The 18,779-nt window shown below is 60.4% G+C and carries 18 protein-coding genes; 13 read left to right on the top strand and 5 right to left on the bottom strand.

The annotated features are described in order from the left end of the window. Positions 1-271 precede the first annotated feature (271 nt). Positions 272-868: a Fe-Mn family superoxide dismutase gene (locus tag P3S72_RS24075; protein ID WP_003212997.1), complete on the bottom strand. Its 597-nt coding sequence runs from the start codon at positions 866-868 to the stop codon at positions 272-274. Between the two features lie 178 nt (positions 869-1,046). Further along, positions 1,047-1,646 (bottom strand): LysE/ArgO family amino acid transporter, encoded by a 600-nt coding sequence (locus tag P3S72_RS24070; protein ID WP_276194579.1) that lies wholly within the window; start codon positions 1,644-1,646, stop codon positions 1,047-1,049. A gap of 100 nt (positions 1,647-1,746) precedes the next feature. Between P3S72_RS24070 and P3S72_RS24065 the strand changes: the two genes are divergently transcribed. The 10 genes from P3S72_RS24065 (at position 1,747) to P3S72_RS24020 (ending at position 12,794) form a co-directional block, all read left to right on the top strand. Then, positions 1,747-2,640, top strand: a complete 894-nt coding sequence (locus tag P3S72_RS24065) for a LysR family transcriptional regulator ArgP (RefSeq protein WP_276194578.1) — start codon at positions 1,747-1,749, stop codon at positions 2,638-2,640. A gap of 52 nt (positions 2,641-2,692) precedes the next feature. Further along, the gene (locus tag P3S72_RS24060; RefSeq protein ID WP_276194577.1) at positions 2,693-3,691 is read left to right on the top strand and encodes an NAD(P)-dependent oxidoreductase; all 999 of its coding nucleotides are present in this window, start codon (positions 2,693-2,695) and stop codon (positions 3,689-3,691) included. Positions 3,692-3,817: 126 nt separating this feature from the next. Beyond that, on the top strand, positions 3,818-4,663 hold the full coding sequence (locus tag P3S72_RS24055; RefSeq protein WP_276194575.1) for an ATPase: 846 nt from the start codon (positions 3,818-3,820) through the stop codon (positions 4,661-4,663). 113 nt (positions 4,664-4,776) lie between these two features. After that, positions 4,777-6,036, top strand: coding sequence for an AGE family epimerase/isomerase (locus tag P3S72_RS24050; RefSeq protein WP_276194574.1), 1,260 nt, complete (start codon positions 4,777-4,779; stop codon positions 6,034-6,036). Positions 6,037-6,140: 104 nt separating this feature from the next. After that, positions 6,141-7,427 (top strand): ABC transporter substrate-binding protein, encoded by a 1,287-nt coding sequence (locus P3S72_RS24045; RefSeq protein ID WP_276194573.1) that lies wholly within the window; start codon positions 6,141-6,143, stop codon positions 7,425-7,427. A 77-nt stretch (positions 7,428-7,504) separates the two neighbouring features. Next, positions 7,505-8,413 (top strand): sugar ABC transporter permease, encoded by a 909-nt coding sequence (locus P3S72_RS24040; RefSeq protein WP_003175732.1) that lies wholly within the window; start codon positions 7,505-7,507, stop codon positions 8,411-8,413. After that, positions 8,406-9,251, top strand: coding sequence for a carbohydrate ABC transporter permease (locus tag P3S72_RS24035; protein WP_046382285.1), 846 nt, complete (start codon positions 8,406-8,408; stop codon positions 9,249-9,251). Before P3S72_RS24040 ends, P3S72_RS24035 begins: the two co-directional genes overlap by 8 nt. A 2-nt stretch (positions 9,252-9,253) precedes the next feature. Further along, complete coding sequence (gene ugpC / locus P3S72_RS24030) at positions 9,254-10,414, top strand: sn-glycerol-3-phosphate ABC transporter ATP-binding protein UgpC (RefSeq protein WP_276194572.1); 1,161 nt, start codon at positions 9,254-9,256, stop codon at positions 10,412-10,414. A gap of 84 nt (positions 10,415-10,498) precedes the next feature. Then, positions 10,499-11,845, top strand: a complete 1,347-nt coding sequence (locus P3S72_RS24025) for a carbohydrate porin (protein ID WP_276194570.1) — start codon at positions 10,499-10,501, stop codon at positions 11,843-11,845. 103 nt (positions 11,846-11,948) lie between these two features. Beyond that, positions 11,949-12,794 (top strand): D-hexose-6-phosphate mutarotase, encoded by an 846-nt coding sequence (locus tag P3S72_RS24020; RefSeq protein WP_276194569.1) that lies wholly within the window; start codon positions 11,949-11,951, stop codon positions 12,792-12,794. A 69-nt stretch (positions 12,795-12,863) separates the two neighbouring features. Here the strand turns inward: P3S72_RS24020 and P3S72_RS24015 are convergent, their stop codons facing one another. Beyond that, positions 12,864-13,724, bottom strand: coding sequence for a MurR/RpiR family transcriptional regulator (locus tag P3S72_RS24015; RefSeq protein ID WP_253400433.1), 861 nt, complete (start codon positions 13,722-13,724; stop codon positions 12,864-12,866). A gap of 219 nt (positions 13,725-13,943) precedes the next feature. On the opposite strand from P3S72_RS24015, the gene zwf reads away from it, so the two are divergent. Genes zwf through P3S72_RS24000 form a run of 3 tightly spaced genes read left to right on the top strand, consistent with a single transcriptional unit; the run spans position 13,944 to position 16,793 of the window. Continuing rightward, entirely contained in the window at positions 13,944-15,410 is a 1,467-nt protein-coding gene (gene zwf / locus P3S72_RS24010) for a glucose-6-phosphate dehydrogenase (protein ID WP_276194568.1), read from the top strand. Next, entirely contained in the window at positions 15,397-16,110 is a 714-nt protein-coding gene (pgl, locus tag P3S72_RS24005; protein ID WP_276194567.1) for a 6-phosphogluconolactonase, read from the top strand. The genes zwf and pgl overlap by 14 nt, the downstream gene beginning before the upstream one ends. A gap of 17 nt (positions 16,111-16,127) precedes the next feature. Continuing rightward, positions 16,128-16,793 (top strand): bifunctional 4-hydroxy-2-oxoglutarate aldolase/2-dehydro-3-deoxy-phosphogluconate aldolase, encoded by a 666-nt coding sequence (locus P3S72_RS24000; RefSeq protein WP_253398378.1) that lies wholly within the window; start codon positions 16,128-16,130, stop codon positions 16,791-16,793. A gap of 457 nt (positions 16,794-17,250) precedes the next feature. Here P3S72_RS24000 and P3S72_RS23995 read toward each other — a convergent pair whose 3' ends face one another. Next, the gene (locus tag P3S72_RS23995; RefSeq protein ID WP_276194566.1) at positions 17,251-18,426 is read right to left on the bottom strand and encodes an aminotransferase class V-fold PLP-dependent enzyme; all 1,176 of its coding nucleotides are present in this window, start codon (positions 18,424-18,426) and stop codon (positions 17,251-17,253) included. A gap of 11 nt (positions 18,427-18,437) precedes the next feature. After that, positions 18,438-18,674, bottom strand: coding sequence for a DUF3820 family protein (locus P3S72_RS23990; protein ID WP_003213031.1), 237 nt, complete (start codon positions 18,672-18,674; stop codon positions 18,438-18,440). Positions 18,675-18,779 lie beyond the last annotated feature (105 nt).

Raw genomic sequence — 18,779 nt, 5'->3', positions numbered from 1 at the left:
TTAGAAGGTCTTTTGCGACACCCATGGCCATACTGGCGGCTTGCTCTGCCAACGGCAGTAACACCGGGGCGAGTGCTGAGGCTGCTGCTCCTAATCCTGCTGCGCCTGCGATCATAAGTTAATTCTCCGACATTGAATGAAAGGGACATTCCTCTCACTGCCTGGGTGGCAATTTCCGAGTAGTTGGTTCCGTCATGCCCGGCTGGCGCCGCCGTCGAACGCACACAAAAAAGCCCGGCAATCGCCGGGCTCTTTTTACTGCAAGCGTTGCTTAGGCAGTGAAGGTCTTGCCTTCGAACTGCTCAGCCACGAACTTCCAGTTGACCAGGTTCCAGAACGCTTCCACATACTTTGGACGCACGTTGCGGTAGTCGATGTAGTAAGCGTGTTCCCAGACGTCGCAGGTCAGCAGCGGGGTGTCGCCGCTGGTCAGCGGGTTGCCGGCGCCGATGGTGCTGGCCAGGGCCAGGGAACCGTCAGCCTTTTTCACCAGCCAGCCCCAACCGGAACCGAAGGTGCCGACGGACGTCTTGGTGAATTCTTCCTTGAACTTGTCGAAAGAACCGAACGCAGCGTTGATGGCTTCAGCCAGCGCGCCGGTCGGTTGACCGCCGGCGTTTGGCGCCAGGCAGTTCCAGTAGAAGGTGTGGTTCCAGACCTGAGCGGCGTTGTTGAAGATACCGCCCGAAGAAGATTTGACGATTTCTTCCAGGGTCTTGCCTTCGAACTCGGTGCCAGGCACCAGGTTGTTCAGGTTCACGACATAGGTGTTGTGATGCTTGTCGTGGTGGTATTCCAAGGTTTCCTTGGAAATGTGCGGCTGCAGGGCATCGTGTGCGTAGGGCAGCGGCGGCAATTCGAAAGCCATGATGATTCTCCTAATCAGGTCAGTTGCGGTGAGCGCAAGGCCGATCACGGGCGGCCAAACAAGCGCCGGGGAGTTTGTACTCTTTGCGGCGCAGGGTCAGGATCATAGCACCGGGGGTGTGGCAAAACCACGCAACAACTGTGTGGGATAGAGGTTCCAGAGCGTTTTGGAATATTCATTACGCGCTGATCAATTGATAGGCCACGCTGAACATCATCGCCGCCACCAAAAGGTCGAGTAGACGCCATGTCGTCGGACGTGCGAGCCACGGGGCCAGCCAGGCGGCGCCCAGCGCCAGCGTGGCGAACCACAGGAACGAAGCGCTGGCCGCGCCGGCTACGTAGGCGCCGGGTTCGGTCTGTTGGGCGCCCAGCGAGCCAATCAGCAGCACCGTATCCAAGTAAACGTGGGGGTTGAGCAGCGTGACCGCCAACGCGCTGAGCAACACGGCGCGCAATGAGCGCACCTTGTGGGTGTCGCCCTGGTCCAGGCTCTGTTTCGAACAGGCCCGCCGCAGCGCGCAGGCGCCGTACCACAGCAGGAACGCGGCGCCGCCCCAGCGGGCAATCCCCAGCAGAATCGGGCTTTGCGCCAGTACCGTCGCCAGTCCGAATACCCCGGCGGCCACCAGCAGCGCGTCGCAGACGACACACAGGGCCGCCACCGGCAGGTGGTGTTCACGACGCAGGCTTTGCGCCAGCACAAAGGCATTCTGCGTGCCGATGGCCATGATCAGCCCCAAGGCGACCAGCAGGCCGTTCATATAGCTTTGCCACATAGTTGAAGATCCTTGCTCAGGCCGAAACGATGCTGGCTATCTTCCCAGGCATGGCTGTATAAGAAAAACAAATATTGCTGATCGCCCATTAGAGAAACTGATGTTCGACTATAAATTGCTCTCCGCCCTGGCGGCGGTGGTGGAACAAGCCGGCTTCGAGCGCGGCGCCCAGGTGCTGGGGGTGTCGCAATCGGCGATCTCCCAGCGTATCAAGCTGCTGGAGGCTCGGATCGGCCAGCCGGTGCTGGTGCGGGCCACACCGCCGACGCCCACCGATATCGGCCGGCGTCTGCTCAACCATGTGCAACAGGTACGGCTGCTGGAGCGCGACTTGCAAAGCCAGGTGCCGGCGCTGGATGAAGAAGGCATGCCCGAACGCCTGCGTATCGCATTGAATGCCGACAGCCTCGCCACGTGGTGGGCCGAGGCCGTCAGCGACTTTTGCGCCGAGCAGCATTTGCTGCTGGACCTGGTGGTAGAAGACCAGACCGTCGGCCTCAAGCGCATGCGTGCCGGTGAAGTGGCGGCCTGTATCTGCGCCAGTGAACGCCCGGTGGCCGGTGCGCGCAGCCTGTTGCTGGGCGCGATGCGCTATCGGGCGCTGGCGAGCCCGGCGTTTATCGCGCGGCACTTCCCCAGCGGTGTGCGCGCCGATCAACTGGCGCGCACGCCGGCCTTGGTATTTGGCCCGGACGATTTCCTGCAACACCGCTACCTGGCCGCGCTCGGGGTGGACGGCGGTTTCGAGCACCATTTGTGCCCCTCGTCCGAAGGGTTTATCCGCTTGGCGGAAGCCGGGCTCGGTTGGGGCCTGGTGCCTGAACTGCAGGTCAGCGACCAATTGCAAAGGGGCATATTGGTCGAGTTATTGCCAGATAAGCCCATCGATGTGCCGCTGTACTGGCATCATTGGCGCAGTGGAGGGCAACTGTTGGGTTTGTTGACTGACCATCTGGCTCAGGCCTGTGGTCAATGGTTGGTGCCGTTGGACTGATGGCGGGCGTCAAGGCAACAGCGATGAAAAACGAAAGAACACGGAGTAACACATGAAGATTCTGGTCACCGGCGCAAGCGGCTTCATCGGCGGGCGCTTTGCGCGTTTCGCCCTGGAGCAGGGCCTGGACGTGCGGGTTAACGGGCGGCGCGCCGAAGGTGTGGAGCACCTGGTACGGCGCGGTGCCGAGTTTATCCAGGGTGATTTGAATGATGCCGACCTGGTGCGCGAGCTGTGCCGCGACGTCGAAGCCGTGGTGCATTGCGCCGGCGCCGTCGGGCTGTGGGCGCGCGCTCAGGACTTCCATCAGGGCAATGTGCTGGTGACCGAAAACGTCGTCGAAGCCTGCCTCAAACAACGGGTTGGGCGCCTGGTTCACTTGTCGTCGCCGTCGATCTACTTCGATGGGCGCGACCACCTGGGGCTGACCGAGGACCAAGTGCCCAAGCGCTTCAAGCATCCCTATGCCGCCACCAAGTACCTGGCCGAGCAAAAGGTCTTCGGTGCCCAGGAATTCGGTCTCGAAGTCCTGGCCCTGCGTCCGCGTTTTGTCACGGGCGCTGGTGACATGGGCATCTTCCCGCGCCTGCTGAAAATGCAGCGCAAGAACCGCCTGGCCATCGTCGGAGACGGCCTGAACAAGGTCGATTTCACCAGCGTACACAACCTTAATGAAGCGCTGCTCAGCAGTTTGCTCGCCACCGGTTCGGCGTTGGGCAAAGCCTACAACATCAGTAACGGCACCCCGGTGCCGGTGTGGGATGTGGTGAACTACGTGATGCGCCAGATGGATTTGCCTCAGGTCACGCGGTATCGGTCCTACGGTTTGTCCTACAGCGTCGCGGCGTTGAACGAAGCATTCTGCGCGATGTGGCCCGGGCGCCCGGAACCGGCGTTATCGCGTCTGGGCATGCAGGTGATGAACAAAGATTTCACCCTCGACATCAGTCGCGCGAGGCATTATCTCGACTATGAGCCCAAGGTCAGCCTGTGGACGGCGCTCGACGAGTTCTGCCACTGGTGGAAGGCTCAGGAACCGGGGCTGAAGTAAGCTCACAAGCGGCAACACATCGGGAACCGAATTCAGCGTTCCGGGTCGATCAGTGCGGCGCGACAGCGGTTTATACTCCCGTCGCCCGGCTTTCCAGGTAGCCATTTCACGATTCAGGGTTGATTCATGCGCAACGATGCCAACGACGATTTCGACAATGTTCCCAGCCTGCGGGCCGACACCTTGGACGATGATGATTTCGTGCCGACCGCCGCCACCTCCGTGCGCTCGCGCAACACCCCCGTGGTCAAGGTCAAAAGCGCCAGTACCGGCCCGCTGTGGGCCTTGGTCGGCGCGCTGCTGATCGCCTTTGCCGGCCTGGCCTGGTGGAGCTTCCAGCAGATTTCCCTGATGGGCCAGCAACTGGTTGCCACCCAGGAAAGTTTTGCACGCATCAGCGAAGAAGCGGCAGGGCGCCTGCAGGATATTTCCGGCAAGTTCGTCGCCAGTGAAGCCAGTGTGAACAACGGCAGCGAAGCGCTGAAACTGCAGATCAGGCAGCTGGAAACCCAGTTGCTGGAGCAGGGCAAGCAGCAAGTCGGCGTGGCCGGCCAGGCCACCGAGCTGGACAAGCGCCTGGCCCAAATGACCGCCGGCACCACCGACCTGTCCAACGCCAACGCCAAGTTGCAAGGCCAGGTGCAAGCGTTGACCGACGCTGTGGCCGGCCTCAAGGCGGCGCAAGGGGAGGCCGCCAAGCGCGATAGCGAGATCAGGGATCTGGTCGCTGACGTGGCGGCCTTGAAGAAACAGGGCAGCCCGAGCGCCGCCATCGCCCGTCTTGAACAAGACATGGTGGTGCTAAAGAGCGCGCAGGACAACCAGCCGGCCAATAGCGACGCGCCGACCAATAAAGAGTTCGACGTGTTCCGCATTCAGACCACCCGCAATATCACCACCTTGCAGAGTCAGGTGCAGAACCTGAACCAGCGCCTCAATTCGCCGGCCGCAGCCTCGCCCATCGGCCAGTAAAGGTCTTGGGGAATGTCACCATCTGGTGACATTTTCCTTGTCCTTCGTTACATGCCCTCATGCCGCCCTTGTTTAGACTCCGGTCATCCCGCCAAAAATAATAAGGGCCTGCCATGACTACCCAACCACAGCCTGCCGGCAGTTGGCTGAACGCACCCGCCCATCATGCCTGGCTCGCCAGCGAAGGCCAGCGCCTGCTGTCATTCGCCAAGGCCTCGCGCCTGGCCGACGGTTTCGGCAACCTCGACGATAAAGGCCAGTTGCCGGCTAATGCGGTTGCCGAAACCATGAACACCGCGCGCATGACCCATAGCTTCGCCATGGCCCACGCGATGGGGCTGCCGGGGTATGCCGAGCTGGTCGAGCACGGGGTTGCCGCCCTCAGCGGCCCGCTACGCGATAACACGCACGGTGGCTGGTTCGCCGCGCCCCACGCCGTGGATGGCAATACCGGCAAGGCTGCCTACCTGCACGCCTTTGTCGCCCTGGCCGCCAGCTCTGCAGTGGTTGCTGGCGCACCCGGCGCACAAGCCCTGTTGAACCAGGCCATCCAGATGATCGAGCAGTTTTTCTGGAGCGAGGAGGAGGGCGTCATGCTCGAATCCTTTGCCCAAGACTGGAGCGGTCTCGAAGCCTATCGCGGCGCCAACAGCAACATGCACGCGACGGAAGCGTTCCTGGCTCTGGCCGATGTCACCGCTGACACACGCTGGCTGGACCGCGCGCTGCGCATCGTCGAGCGCGTGATCCACACCCACGCTGCCAGCAACCGGTTCATGGTGATCGAGCATTTCGACACCCAGTGGACACCCTTGTTCGGTTACAACGAAGACAACCCCGCCGACGGCTTCCGCCCCTATGGCATCACCCCAGGCCACGGTTTCGAGTGGGCGCGGTTGGTGTTGCACCTGGAGGCTGCACGCCTGCAAGCCGGGCTGGCCACGCCGGACTGGCTGGTGACCGACGCCAAGGGCCTGTTCGCCAGCGCTTGCGACTACGCCTGGGCCGTGGATGGCGCCCCCGGCATCGTTTACACCCTGGACTGGAACCAGCGCCCAGTGGTGCGTGAACGCCTGCACTGGACCCATGCCGAAGCCAGCGCCGCCGCGCAGGCCCTGTTAAAACGCACCTTCGATCCACATTACGAAACCTGGTATCGGCGTTTCTGGGAGTTTTGCGACGCCCATTTCATCGACCGTATCCACGGCAGTTGGCATCACGAACTCAGCCCACAGAACCAACCCAGCAGCAAGATCTGGGGCGGCAAACCGGACCTGTACCACGCCTGGCAAGCGGTCTTGCTGCCGACGCTACCCTTGGCGCCCAGCATGGCCAGTGCATTGGGTCGCGGGTGCTATGTCACCGAGTTGTGACATTTGTGCGTCCCTTTGTTACCTGCGCTTGAAAAATCCCTGTTTAAACTCCGTGCAGCGCAAGCTCTAGACTTGCATGCATAACAACAAGAAAAGGTACTCAGATGAACGCGATTAATCGCCTCGCCGTCGCTATTTCCATTGCCTCGTTGTTTCCCCTCAGTGCATTTGCCGCCGACTCGAAAGGCACGGTTGAAGTTGTGCATTGGTGGACCTCGGGCGGTGAAAAAGCGGCTGTAGATGTCCTGAAGGCCCAAGTTGAAAAAGACGGCTTCACCTGGAAAGACGGTGCTGTCGCAGGTGGCGGTGGCGCCACGGCCATGACCGTGCTGAAAAGCCGCGCGGTTGCCGGCAACCCACCCGGCGTAGCCCAGATCAAAGGCCCGGACATCCAGGAATGGGCGTCAACCGGCCTGCTCGACACCGACGTCCTCAAAGACGTCGCCAAAGAAGAAAAATGGGACTCCCTGCTCGATAAGAAAGTCTCCGACACCGTGAAGTACGAAGGTGACTACGTCGCCGTACCGGTCAATATCCACCGCGTGAACTGGCTGTGGATCAACCCGCAAGTCTTCAAGAAAGCCGGTATCACCAAGAACCCAACCACCCTCGAAGAATTCTACGCCGCCGGCGACAAACTGAAGGCCGCCGGCTTCATTGCGCTCGCCCACGGTGGCCAGCCGTGGCAGGACAGCACGGTGTTCGAAGCGGTCGTTCTCTCGGTGATGGGTGCCGATGGCTACAAGAAAGCCATGGTTGACCTGGACAACGGCGCGTTGACCGGTCCGCAAATGGTCAAGGCGCTGACCGAGCTGAAGAAAGTCGCGACCTACATGGACGTCGATGGCAAAGGCCAGGACTGGAACCTCGAAGCCGGCAAAGTCATCAACGGCAAGGCTGGCATGCAGATCATGGGTGACTGGGCCAAGTCCGAGTGGACCGCCGCGAAGAAAGTCGCCGGCAAAGACTACGAGTGCGTAGCCTTCCCGGGCACTGAAAAAGCCTTCACCTACAACATCGACTCCCTGGCGGTGTTCAAGCAGAAAGACAAAGGCACTGCGGCCGGTCAGCAGGACATCGCCAAAGTCGTGCTGGGTGAGAACTTCCAGAAGGTGTTCAGCATCAACAAGGGTTCGATCCCTGTGCGTAACGACATGCTGAACAAAATGGAATCCTACGGTTTCGACTCCTGCGCCCAGACTGCGGCCAAAGACTTCCTGGCCGACGCCAAGACCGGCGGCCTGCAGCCAAGCATGGCGCACAACATGGCCACCACTCTGGCCGTGCAAGGCGCGTTCTTTGATGTCGTGACCAACTACATCAACGACCCGAAAGCCGACCCGGCCGATACCGCCAAGAAACTTGGCGCTGCGATCAAGTCTGCCAAGTAACGGTTGACCGGGTGGGGGAGCCCTGGCCCCCGCCCGGCATGTTCCTGTAGTCCTTTTCCCTTGTATTGGATTTCCCCATGAGTTCTGTTGCTGTGTTCAGCAAAGCCTCGCCGTTCGATGCACTGCAGCGCTGGCTACCCAAACTGGTGCTGGCGCCGAGCATGTTCATCGTGTTGGTGGGCTTCTACGGCTACATCCTGTGGACGTTCGTGCTGTCGTTCACCACGTCGACGTTCCTGCCCAGCTACAAATGGGCGGGCCTTGCGCAGTACGAGCGGTTGTTCGACAACGACCGCTGGTGGGTGGCGAGCAAGAACCTGGCGCTGTTCGGCGGGATGTTCATCGGTATCACCTTGGTGATCGGCGTGACGCTGGCGATTTTCCTCGACCAGAAAATCCGCCGCGAAGGCTTTATCCGCACCATTTACCTGTACCCGATGGCGCTCTCGATGATCGTCACCGGTACGGCCTGGAAATGGCTGCTAAACCCAGGCATGGGCCTGGACAAACTTCTGCGGGACTGGGGCTGGGAAGGCTTCCGTCTCGACTGGCTGATCGACCCGGATCGCGTGGTCTATTGCTTGGTGATTGCTGCCGTGTGGCAAGCCTCCGGCTTCATCATGGCGATGTTCCTGGCCGGCCTGCGGGGTGTGGATCAATCGATCATTCGTGCCGCGCAGATCGACGGCGCGAGCCTGCCGCGCATCTACTGGAGCGTGGTGCTGCCAAGCCTGCGTCCGGTGTTCTTCAGTGCGGTGATGATCCTGGCGCACATCGCGATCAAGAGCTTCGACCTGGTGGCGGCGATGACCGCTGGAGGTCCTGGCTACTCGTCCGACCTGCCGGCGATGTTCATGTACTCGTTCACTTTCAGCCGTGGCCAGATGGGCATGGGCTCGGCCAGTGCAATCCTGATGCTCGGTGCGATCCTCGCGATCATCGTGCCGTACCTGTACTCCGAGCTGAGGACCAAGCGTAATGACTAGTCTTGCCGCAAAACCTGCCATCAGCCTGAGCCGCATCGCAATCTACGCGGTGCTGATCCTCGCGGTGCTGCTGTACCTGGTGCCGCTGGTGGTGATGTTGCTCACCAGCTTCAAGACCCCGGAAGACATCAGCACCGGCAACCTGTTGAGCTGGCCGACCGTGGTCACCGGCATCGGCTGGGTCAAGGCCTGGGCCACGGTGGATGGCTACTTCTGGAACTCGATCAAGATCACCGTGCCGGCCGTGCTGATTTCCACCGCCATCGGTGCGTTGAACGGCTATGTGCTGTCGTTCTGGCGCTTCCGTGGTTCGCAACTGTTCTTCGGTTTGCTGTTGTTCGGCTGCTTCCTGCCGTTCCAGACCGTGTTGCTGCCGGCCTCGTTCACGCTGGGCAAAATGGGCCTGGCGAGCACCACCACCGGCCTGGTGTTTATCCATGTGGTCTACGGCCTGGCGTTCACTACGCTGTTTTTCCGTAACTACTACGTGAGCATTCCGGATGCGCTGATCAAGGCGGCGCGCCTGGACGGTGCAGGTTTCTTCACCATCTTCCGCCTGATCATCCTGCCGATGTCGACGCCGATCATCATGGTCTGCCTAATCTGGCAGTTCACCCAGATCTGGAACGACTTCCTGTTCGGCGTGGTGTTCTCCAGCGGCGACTCGCAGCCCATCACGGTGGCGCTGAACAACCTGGTCAACACCAGCACCGGGGCCAAGGAATATAACGTGGATATGGCGGCGGCGATGATCGCCGGGCTGCCGACCCTGCTGGTCTATGTGATCGCAGGCAAGTATTTCGTGCGCGGCCTCACGGCCGGCGCGGTCAAGGGGTAATCATGGCTACGCTTGAACTTCGCAATGTAAACAAGACCTATGGCGCCGGCCTGCCCGACACCTTGAAGAACATCGAACTGTCGATCAAGGAAGGCGAGTTCCTGATCCTGGTCGGCCCGTCGGGGTGCGGCAAGTCCACGCTGATGAACTGCATCGCGGGCCTTGAGACCATCACCGGTGGCGCGATCATGATCGGCGACCAGGACGTCAGCGGCATGAGCCCCAAGGATCGCGACATCGCCATGGTGTTCCAGTCCTACGCGCTGTACCCGACCATGAGCGTGCGTGAAAACATCGAGTTCGGCCTGAAGATTCGCAAGATGCCTCAAGCCGATATCGACGCCGAAGTGGCGCGGGTGGCCAAGCTGTTGCAGATCGAACACTTGCTCAACCGCAAACCGGGCCAACTCTCCGGCGGTCAGCAACAACGGGTGGCCATGGGCCGCGCCCTGGCGCGTCGGCCGAAGATCTACCTGTTCGACGAACCGCTGTCCAACCTCGATGCCAAGCTGCGCGTCGAGATGCGTACCGAAATGAAACTGATGCACCAGCGTCTGAAAACCACCACCGTCTACGTCACCCACGACCAGATCGAAGCGATGACCCTGGGTGACAAAGTGGCGGTGATGAAGGACGGCATCATCCAGCAGTTCGGCACGCCGAAAGAGATCTACAACGACCCGGCCAACCTGTTTGTGGCGAGTTTTATCGGTTCGCCGCCGATGAACTTCATCCCCCTGCGCCTGCAACGCAAGGATGGTCGCCTGGTGGCCCTGCTCGACAGCGGCCAGGCCCGTTGCGAGCTGCCGCTGAGCATGAGCAATGCCGGCCTGGAAGACCGTGACGTGATCCTCGGCCTGCGCCCGGAGCAAATCGTGCTGGCGACGGGTGAGGGCAGCGGTTCGTCGAGCATTCGTGCCGAAGTCCAGGTCACCGAGCCGACCGGCCCGGACACCCTGGTGTTCGTGCAGCTCAATGACACCAAGGTCTGCTGCCGCCTGGCGCCCGATCTGGCACCGCAGGTGGGCGAGACCCTGACCCTGCAATTCGATCCGGCCAAGGTGCTGCTGTTCGACGCCAACACCGGCGAGCGCCTGGGCACTGCCGCGTCTTTGCCCACCCAGGACCGTGCCGACAACGTGGCTCAGTTCAAGGGTCGATGAAAATATAAGCTGTTGTTTTTGAAAGAAAAAGTGAACCGCGTTAGATAAAAACAGTTTAATAACAATAAAGACGAGGATGTAGGGATGAAAAAGCAACACAACAACACTCGGCTGATCTGCCAACTGTCAGCAGCGGCAGCCCTGGTCTTGTCCGCCAATGCGATGGCGGCCGATGCGTTCAGCGCCGATTCCAAGTGGATGACCGGCGATTGGGGTGGCGAGCGGACCAAGCTGATCGAGCAAGGTATCGACATCAAGGCTGACTACGTTGGGGAAGTCGGTGGCAACCTGAGCGGCGGCTACAACCACGACAAAACGGCGCGTTACGCTGACCAGTTCGGTCTGGGCGTGGCACTGGACCTGCAAAAACTGTGGGGCTGGGATAACACCCAGGCGAAGATCCAGTTGACCAACCGTAATGGCCAGAACATCTCCAACGACCGTGTCGGTGATCCGCGTGCCGGCACCTTGAGCTCGTCTCAAGAAGTGTACGGCCGTGGCCACATGGTGCGTCTGACCCAGTTCTGGATTCAGCACCAGATGTTCGACAACAAGCTGGACGTGAAGCTCGGTTACTTCGGTGAAGGCGAAGACTTCAACACCTTCCCGTGCGACTTCCAGAACCTGTCGTTCTGCGGCTCCCAAGTCGGTAACTACGTCAGCTCCTGGTACAACTGGCCGGTCGCCCAGGCCGCTATCCGCGTGAAGTACAACATCACGCCTGAGCTGTATGCGCAGATCGGTGCGTACAACCAGAACCCGTCGCAGTTGGAGCACGGTAACGGTTTCAAACTCAGCGGCAGTGGCACCAAGGGCACCGTGATCCCGGTGGAATTGGTCTGGTCGCCGAAGGTCAATAACCTGCCGGGCGAATACCGTGTGGGTTACTACAAAAGCGCCGCCGATGCTGCCGATGTACGTGAAGACGTCGACGGTAACGATGCGGCCACCACTGGCAAAGCTTACCGCACCCACAGCAGCAAAAAAGGCTACTGGTTCGTTGCGCAGCAGCAACTCACTACCCACAACGGCGACGCTTCCCGCGGCCTGAACATTGCGGCCAACGCCACGTTCCACGACAAGGACACCAACACCGTCGATAACTACCAGTCGATTATGTTGGTGTACAAAGGGCCTTTCGACGCGCGTCCAAAAGACGATGTGGGGATTGGTGCCGCTCGTCTGCACGTTAACGATGACGTGAAGAAAAACGCCGAACTGCTCAACATCGCCAATGGCGTGAGCGACTACGACAACCCGCTGTACGCGCCGCTGCGCAGCACCGAGTACAACTACGAAATCAACTACGGTTTCCACGTCACCAACTGGCTGACCGTGCGTCCCAACCTGCAATACGTTGTCCACCCGGGCGGCGTGGATAAAGTCGACAACGCCTTGGTAGCCGGTCTGAAAATTCAGTCGGTGTTCTAACGCTGTTGCGATAAGCTCTTCCTCTCTGTGCGCATTTTGCGGATAGCCATGGCTATCCGCTTTTTTTTGGGTTGCACTGTGAAGATATTCAGGACCGTGTCACATGCATGAGCATCCACTGCAACGCTTTTTCAAATCCCTGCGCGAGCGTCCGGTATTCGCCTGGGAGCGCTTCCAGGTGCGTGACGTGTTGGTGATCGACCATCCGCTCTGCCAGGCGGTATTCAGCCGGCAGGGCGCGCAATTGCTGCATTTTCAGCCTCGTGGACAGAAACCCTGGTTGTGGTGCGCGGCCAAGTGGCCGCAAGTCGGCGCTATTCGTGGCGGCGTGCCGGTGTGCTGGCCGTGGTATGGCCGGCATCCCAGCGAAAATGCGTGGCCGTCCCATGGTTGGGCGCGGCTGATCGACTGGAAACTGCTCGACAGCAGCACCGACGACAACGGCGTGCGCCTGCACTGGCAGTTGCAGTTGTGCGACTGGCAGGTGGACTTGCACGCGCACCTGGGCGAAACCCTGGAACTGCGCTTGAGTACCGAGCATCAGGATGAGCTGCCATGCCAACTGAGCCATGCATTGCACGCTTACTGGCGTATTGGCAACGTCGGTGAGATAGCGCTGTCTGGGCTTGACGGCGTGCAAGGGTATGACCAGCTCAATCGCCAGGCTTGCCAGCAGGAAGGCGAACTGCGCGTGGAGGGCGGGTGTCAGCGGGTGTTCCAGCATGAGGGCGAGTTACAGCTCAAGGACCACGCCTGGCAGCGCGAGTTGTGCATCGACACCGGTGACAGCGCCGACACCGTGGTGTGGCACCCGGGCAGTCGGCCGCTGTTGGGCGTCAGTTTTAATGAGGCGTCGGGGTTTGTGTGCGTGGAGTCGGCGATGGCCGGGGCCAGTCTGGCGCCGGGGGAGAGGGCGCATTTGAGTTTGCAGGTCCGGGCTGGGGTTTAGCGCTGTTGCTATACCGTCTTCGCGGGCTTGCTCGCGAAGAGGCCGGGACTGCTGGAGGCATTGTCTGCCTCAGTTGAACTCATCTCCAACCGGATACCGGCTGTCATTCAAGCTCTCTTTGATCTTGCGCAGATGCGGCTGGAAATCCACGCCACGGCGCAAGGTCATGCCGGTTGCCAGTACATCCAGCACCGTCAGTTGGATGATCCGCGAGGTCATCGGCATATAGATGTCGGTGTCTTCCGGCAGCGGAATGTTCAGGCTCACGGTGCTGACCTTGGCCAGCGGTGAGTTCTCGGCGGTCACGCCCAGCACCGATGCGCCGTTTTCCCGGGCGATACGCGCCACTTCCACCAGTTCGCGGGTACGCCCGGTGTAGGAGATGATCACGAACAGCTCGCCGGTGTGGGCCACCGAGGCAATCATGCGTTGCATCAGCACGTCGGCATGGGCAGTCACCGACAGGTTGAAGCGGAAAAACTTGTGCAACGCATCCATGGCCACCGGTGCCGACGCGCCGAGGCCGAAGAAGTGGATCTGGCGCGCCTGGATCAACAGGTCCACGGCCTTGCTGATCAGGTTCGGGTCGAGGGCCTGGCAGGCGCTGTCCAAAGAGGCAATGGCGCTGCCGAAGATCTTCTGGGTGTAGGCCTCGGGGTTATCATCGGCCTCCACTGCGCGACTGACATACGCCGCACCGCTGGCCAGGCTTTGCGCCAGCTGCAATTTAAGTTCAGGGTAACCGCTGACACCAAACGAGCGGCAGAAACGGTTGACCGTCGGTTCACTGACCGAGGCGGCTTGGGCGAGGGCTGCGATCGAGAAGCGGGTCGCCTGCTGTGGGTTGAGCAGGATGACCTCGGCGACTTTTTTCTCAGCCTTGTTCAATTCTTCGAGGCGGTTCCGGATCTGTTCCAGAAGATTTCGCACGCGGTCCATACAGTCTTTCCTTGGGGCGACGATGCAAATAAAGGGCGGTCATCAATCGACGAGTGGCTCTTTGCGGTGGCCTATCCTACTGAGGGTAGCTGAACACCACCACTCGGAATGCGTATTTCGGGAAAATGTTGTGGTTATTACTACATTTTTCCTTGAGTGATGCCTTGAAAAAAGGTATTTGTAGCTTAACTTGATAAAAGAACAAACATCATGCCTTCGATAACCGTAGAACCCTGCACCTTTGCCCTGTTTGGCGCGTTGGGTGATCTGGCGCTGCGCAAGTTATTTCCTGCCCTCTATCAACTCGATGGCGCCGGGCTCTTGCACGACGACACGCGCATCCTGGCCCTGGCCCGTGAAGCCGGTTCCGAGCAACAGCACCTGGCGCATATTGAAACAGAACTGCGCAACTACGTCGGCAAGGAACTGGACGAGGCTATCGCCCAGCGTTTCCTGGCGCGCCTGACGTATGTTCACGTCGATTTCATGAATGCGGATGACTACGTGGTCCTGGCTGAAAAAGCCGGCACCTCGCAACGCCTGATTGCCTACTTCGCCACGCCTGCGGCGGTGTACGGGGCGATCTGCGAAAACCTGTCCAAGGTCGGCCTGGCGGACAATACCCGCGTGGTGCTGGAAAAACCCATCGGCTCGGACCTGGAATCTTCGCGCAAGGTCAACGACGCCGTCGCGCAGTTTTTTCCGGAAAACCGCACGTACCGCATCGACCATTACCTGGGCAAAGAAACCGTCCAGAACCTGATCGCCCTGCGTTTCGCCAACAGCCTGTTCGAGACCCAGTGGAACCAGAACTACATTTCCCACGTGGAAATCACCGTGGCCGAGCAGGTCGGCATCGAAGGCCGCTGGGGTTACTTCGACAAGGCCGGGCAACTGCGGGACATGATCCAGAATCACCTGCTGCAACTGCTTTGCCTGATCGCCATGGACCCGCCGGCCGACCTGTCCGCCGACAGCATCCGTGACGAGAAGGTCAAGGTGCTCAAGGCCCTGGCGCCGATCAGCCCGGATGGCCTGACCACCCAAGTGGTACGCGGCCAGTACATCGCCGGCTACAGCGCCGGCAAGCCGGTGCCGGGTTACCTGGAAGAAGAGAATTCCAACACTCAGAGCGATACCGAAACCTTCGTCGCCCTGCGTGCCGATATCCGCAACTGGCGCTGGGCCGGCGTGCCGTTCTACCTGCGCACCGGCAAGCGCATGCCGCAAAAATTGTCGCAGATCGTCATCCACTTCAAGGAACCGTCCCACTACATCTTCGCCCCCGAGCAGCGCCTGCAGATCAGCAACAAACTGATCATCCGCCTGCAACCGGACGAAGGTATTTCCTTGCGCGTGATGACCAAGGAGCAGGGCCTGGACAAGGGCATGCAACTGCGCAGCGGGCCACTGCAACTGAATTTTTCCGACACCTATCGCAGCGCACGGATTCCCGATGCCTACGAGCGGTTGTTGCTGGAAGTGATGCGCGGCAATCAGAACCTGTTTGTTCGCAAAGATGAAATCGAAGCCGCGTGGAAGTGGTGTGACCAGTTGATCGCCGGGTGGAAAAAATCCGGTGATGCGCCCAAGCCGTATGCGGCGGGTTCCTGGGGGCCGATGAGCTCCATTGCACTGATCACGCGGGATGGGAGGTCGTGGTATGGCGATATCTGAATTGAAACTGCCTCAGGGCGTCACTGCCCGTGAGTACCGTTCGCCTGCGTTGCTGGCGGATGGCCTGGCCAATGACGTGGCCGAGCAACTGCGCGCGGCCATCAGTGCTCGTGGCGAAGCGACCCTGGTGGTGTCCGGTGGCCGCAGCCCCGTGGCGTTTTTCCAGAACCTGGCCAAGCAGGGCCTGGACTGGTCCAAGGTCACCATCAGCCTGGCCGACGAGCGCTGGGTGCCGGTGGAACATGCCGACAGCAATGCCGGCCTGTTGAAGAAATACCTGTTGCAAGGTCCGGCAGCCAAGGCCAAATTCCTCAGCCTGTACAGCGCCGCTGCCAATCTTGAAGACGCCGCCGAGCAGGCCGATCGCCTGCTGGCCGAACTGCCGGCTATTGATGTGCTGGTACTGGGGATGGGCGACGACGGCCACACCGCGTCGCTGTTTCCCAACAGCCCGAACCTGAGCGAGGCCCTGCAGGCCGACGGTACCCGCCGTTGCTGGCCGATGCTGGCGCCGACCGTGCCGCGCCAGCGCCTGACCATGAGTCGCGCGCTGCTGGCCACGGCGAATTACACCGTACTGTCGATCTCCGGCAGTTCGAAATTGACCACCTTGAGCGCCGCGCTGGCCAGTGACGACGTTGCTGCCATGCCGATTCGCGCGTTTTTGCAACCTACATTAGAGATTTACTGGTGCCCATGAGCCAAGGATCAGCCGCGATGAAAAGCCCTCAATCGACCGTGTCCATGGCGGATAAAGTTGCCCTGATCGACAGTCTCTGCGCCAAGGCGCGGATACTGCCAGTGATCACCATCGCCCGCGAACAGGACATCTTGCCGCTGGCCGACGCCCTGGCAGCCGGTGGTTTGACCGCGTTGGAAGTGACCCTGCGTTCCGAGTTCGGCCTCAAGGCCATTCAGGTCCTGCGCGAGCAGCGTCCGGAGTTGTGTACCGGCGCTGGCACCGTGCTCGATCGCCATATGCTCGAAGCGGCCACCGTTGCCGGCTCGCAATTTATTGTCACCCCCGGCATTACCCGCGACCTGCTTGAAGCCTCGGTACACAGCCCGATCCCGCTGCTGCCGGGTATCAGCAACGCCTCCGGGATCATGGAAGGCTATGGCCTGGGTTATCGCCGCTTCAAGCTGTTCCCGGCGGAAGTCAGCGGTGGCGTCGCAGCCATCAAAGCCCTGGGCGGCCCGTTTGGCGAAGTGAAATTCTGCCCGACCGGCGGCGTTAGCCCGGCCAATATCAAGAGCTACATGGCGTTGAAAAACGTGATGTGCGTGGGCGGTAGCTGGATGCTCGACCCCGAGTGGGTCAAGAACGGCGACTGGGCACGTATCCAGGAAGTCACCGCTGAGGCGCTGGCACTGCTGGACTGAACTGATTTATCGAATCGTTGTTGCTGTGCTTAACGGCATTTTTTGCGGTGCGCTTGGTCGGTGTGCCGCTTTTTTTTGCCTGCAGGAAAGCTGAACCCAACACACACGTCCAAATGTGGGAGGGGGCTTGCCCCCGATAGCGGTCTATCAGCCAATATTTTCGCTGACTGTCACTCTGCTATCGGGGGCAAGCCCCCTCCCACATTTTTTAGTCCGTGTTGAGTGCGGTGATGGCGTTGATCAGTACATGGATGTCTGCGGTTGATGTCCCCGCCCCAGCGTCACCCGGATGCTTTACGGTGCGCTTGGCCGGCGTGGCGTTTTTTTTGCCTGCGCAAAACCTTGAACCCAACACACATCCAAGTGTGGGAGGGGGCTTGCCCCCGATAGCGGTCTATCAGCCAATATTTTCGCTGACTGTCACTCTGCTATCGGCGGCAAGCCCCCTCCCACATTTTTAGTCCGTGCTCAGTGCGGTGATGGCGCTGGCCAGTACATCGATGTCCGCCGCGGACGTCACCAAGCCCGGCGTCACCCGGATACAGGTGCCAAACGACGCGCCCACTCGAGTGGTGGTGAACAGGTTGTAGTCCCTGAGCAGTCGGTCTGCCATCACTTGCTGATCGCGCCCGATGAACGTGAACGCCGTGATCCCGCAATACAATCGCGGGTCATCCGAGGTCAGCACTTCAATTCCCGGTAATGGCCGCACCTGGCGCACCCACAGATCCCGCAGGTAATTCATCCGTGCGCCTTTGGCCGCCGCGCCGCCCAATGCGCGGTGTTCTTCAAATACCAGTGGCAAGGTCATCAGCGCCGGGAAGTTCGGCGTGCTGTACGGCGTGCGGGCGCGCACGTCGGTGGCAGGGTAGTGGAACTCACCCATGTCCGGGTCGATGTCAGCCAGGCGTTCGGTGGCTATGTAAAGAAAGCCCAGAGTCAGCGGCGCGCCGATCCATTTGTGCAGGTTGAAGCCGGCGAATGCGATACCCAGCTCGGCGAGGTTGAACTCGATCTGGCCGAGGGCGTGGGCGCCGTCGAGGATCACATCGACAGCGTGTTCGCGCGCCGCTTTGGCAATGGCCGCGACCGGCATGACCAGGCCGGTGCGGTGGGTCACGTAGGTCAACGCCATCAGTTTCAGGCGGGGATATTGGGTGAAAGCATCGCGATAGCTTTGCAGCAAGCTGTCGAAACTGGCCGGGTGGGTATGGGAAATTTCGATCACTTCCACCCCTCTGTAGCTGGCCAACCAGCGCATGGCGCCCTTGACCGTGTCGTACTCCAAGTCGCTGATCAGCACTTGGTCGCCCGGCTGCAGGCAGTTGTAGTTGCGGATCAGCGACTGCAAGGCTTCGGTGGCGTTGCGGGTGAAGGCGACCGACTCGGGGTCGGCGTCGATCAGCTCGGCCAGTTGGCGGCGGATCTCGACGTTTTCGCCTTGCTCGAAACGCTGACGCACATGCACCGCGTTACTGCGGTTGATAAACGCGACGTGCTCAAGGTACTGCGCTTGCACCGCGCGGCTCATGCGCCCGAAGTAGCCATTTTCCAGGTTGATCGGGCCCGGCTCCAGTTCGTAGTGGTCGGCGATGGCCTGCCAGTGGGGTTCGTTGGCTGCATTCCATGGCATGGCGTGGGTTCCTAATGGCGAGGCGCGGGTTTGCCGTGCTTGGCGCGCAGCGGTTCCAGCAGTTCGGACAGGCCGTTGTGGTCGATTTCCTGCATCAATGCCAGCAACCCGCCCAGCTCGCCGTGGGGGAAACCTTCACGGGCGAACCAGTTCAGGTAGGGGCCAGGCAGGTCGGCGATGATCCGTCCCTTGTATTTGCCGAAGGGCATTTCGCGGGTGATCAGCAGTTCGAGTTTTTCGGGATTCATGATGGCTCAGGCGTTGGCATCGAGGTCTTGGAAAATACAGGCATTCTGCATGAAGGCCAAATGACAGATCATGCAAATAACGCACATACAGAACGTTCAAATATT

Source organism: Pseudomonas sp. D3 (assembly GCF_029320995.1).
GTDB classification, from domain to species: domain Bacteria; phylum Pseudomonadota; class Gammaproteobacteria; order Pseudomonadales; family Pseudomonadaceae; genus Aquipseudomonas; species Aquipseudomonas paraveronii.
Note: the sequence above shows the minus strand (reverse complement) of the source record. Positions and strands in the feature narration are given on the sequence as shown.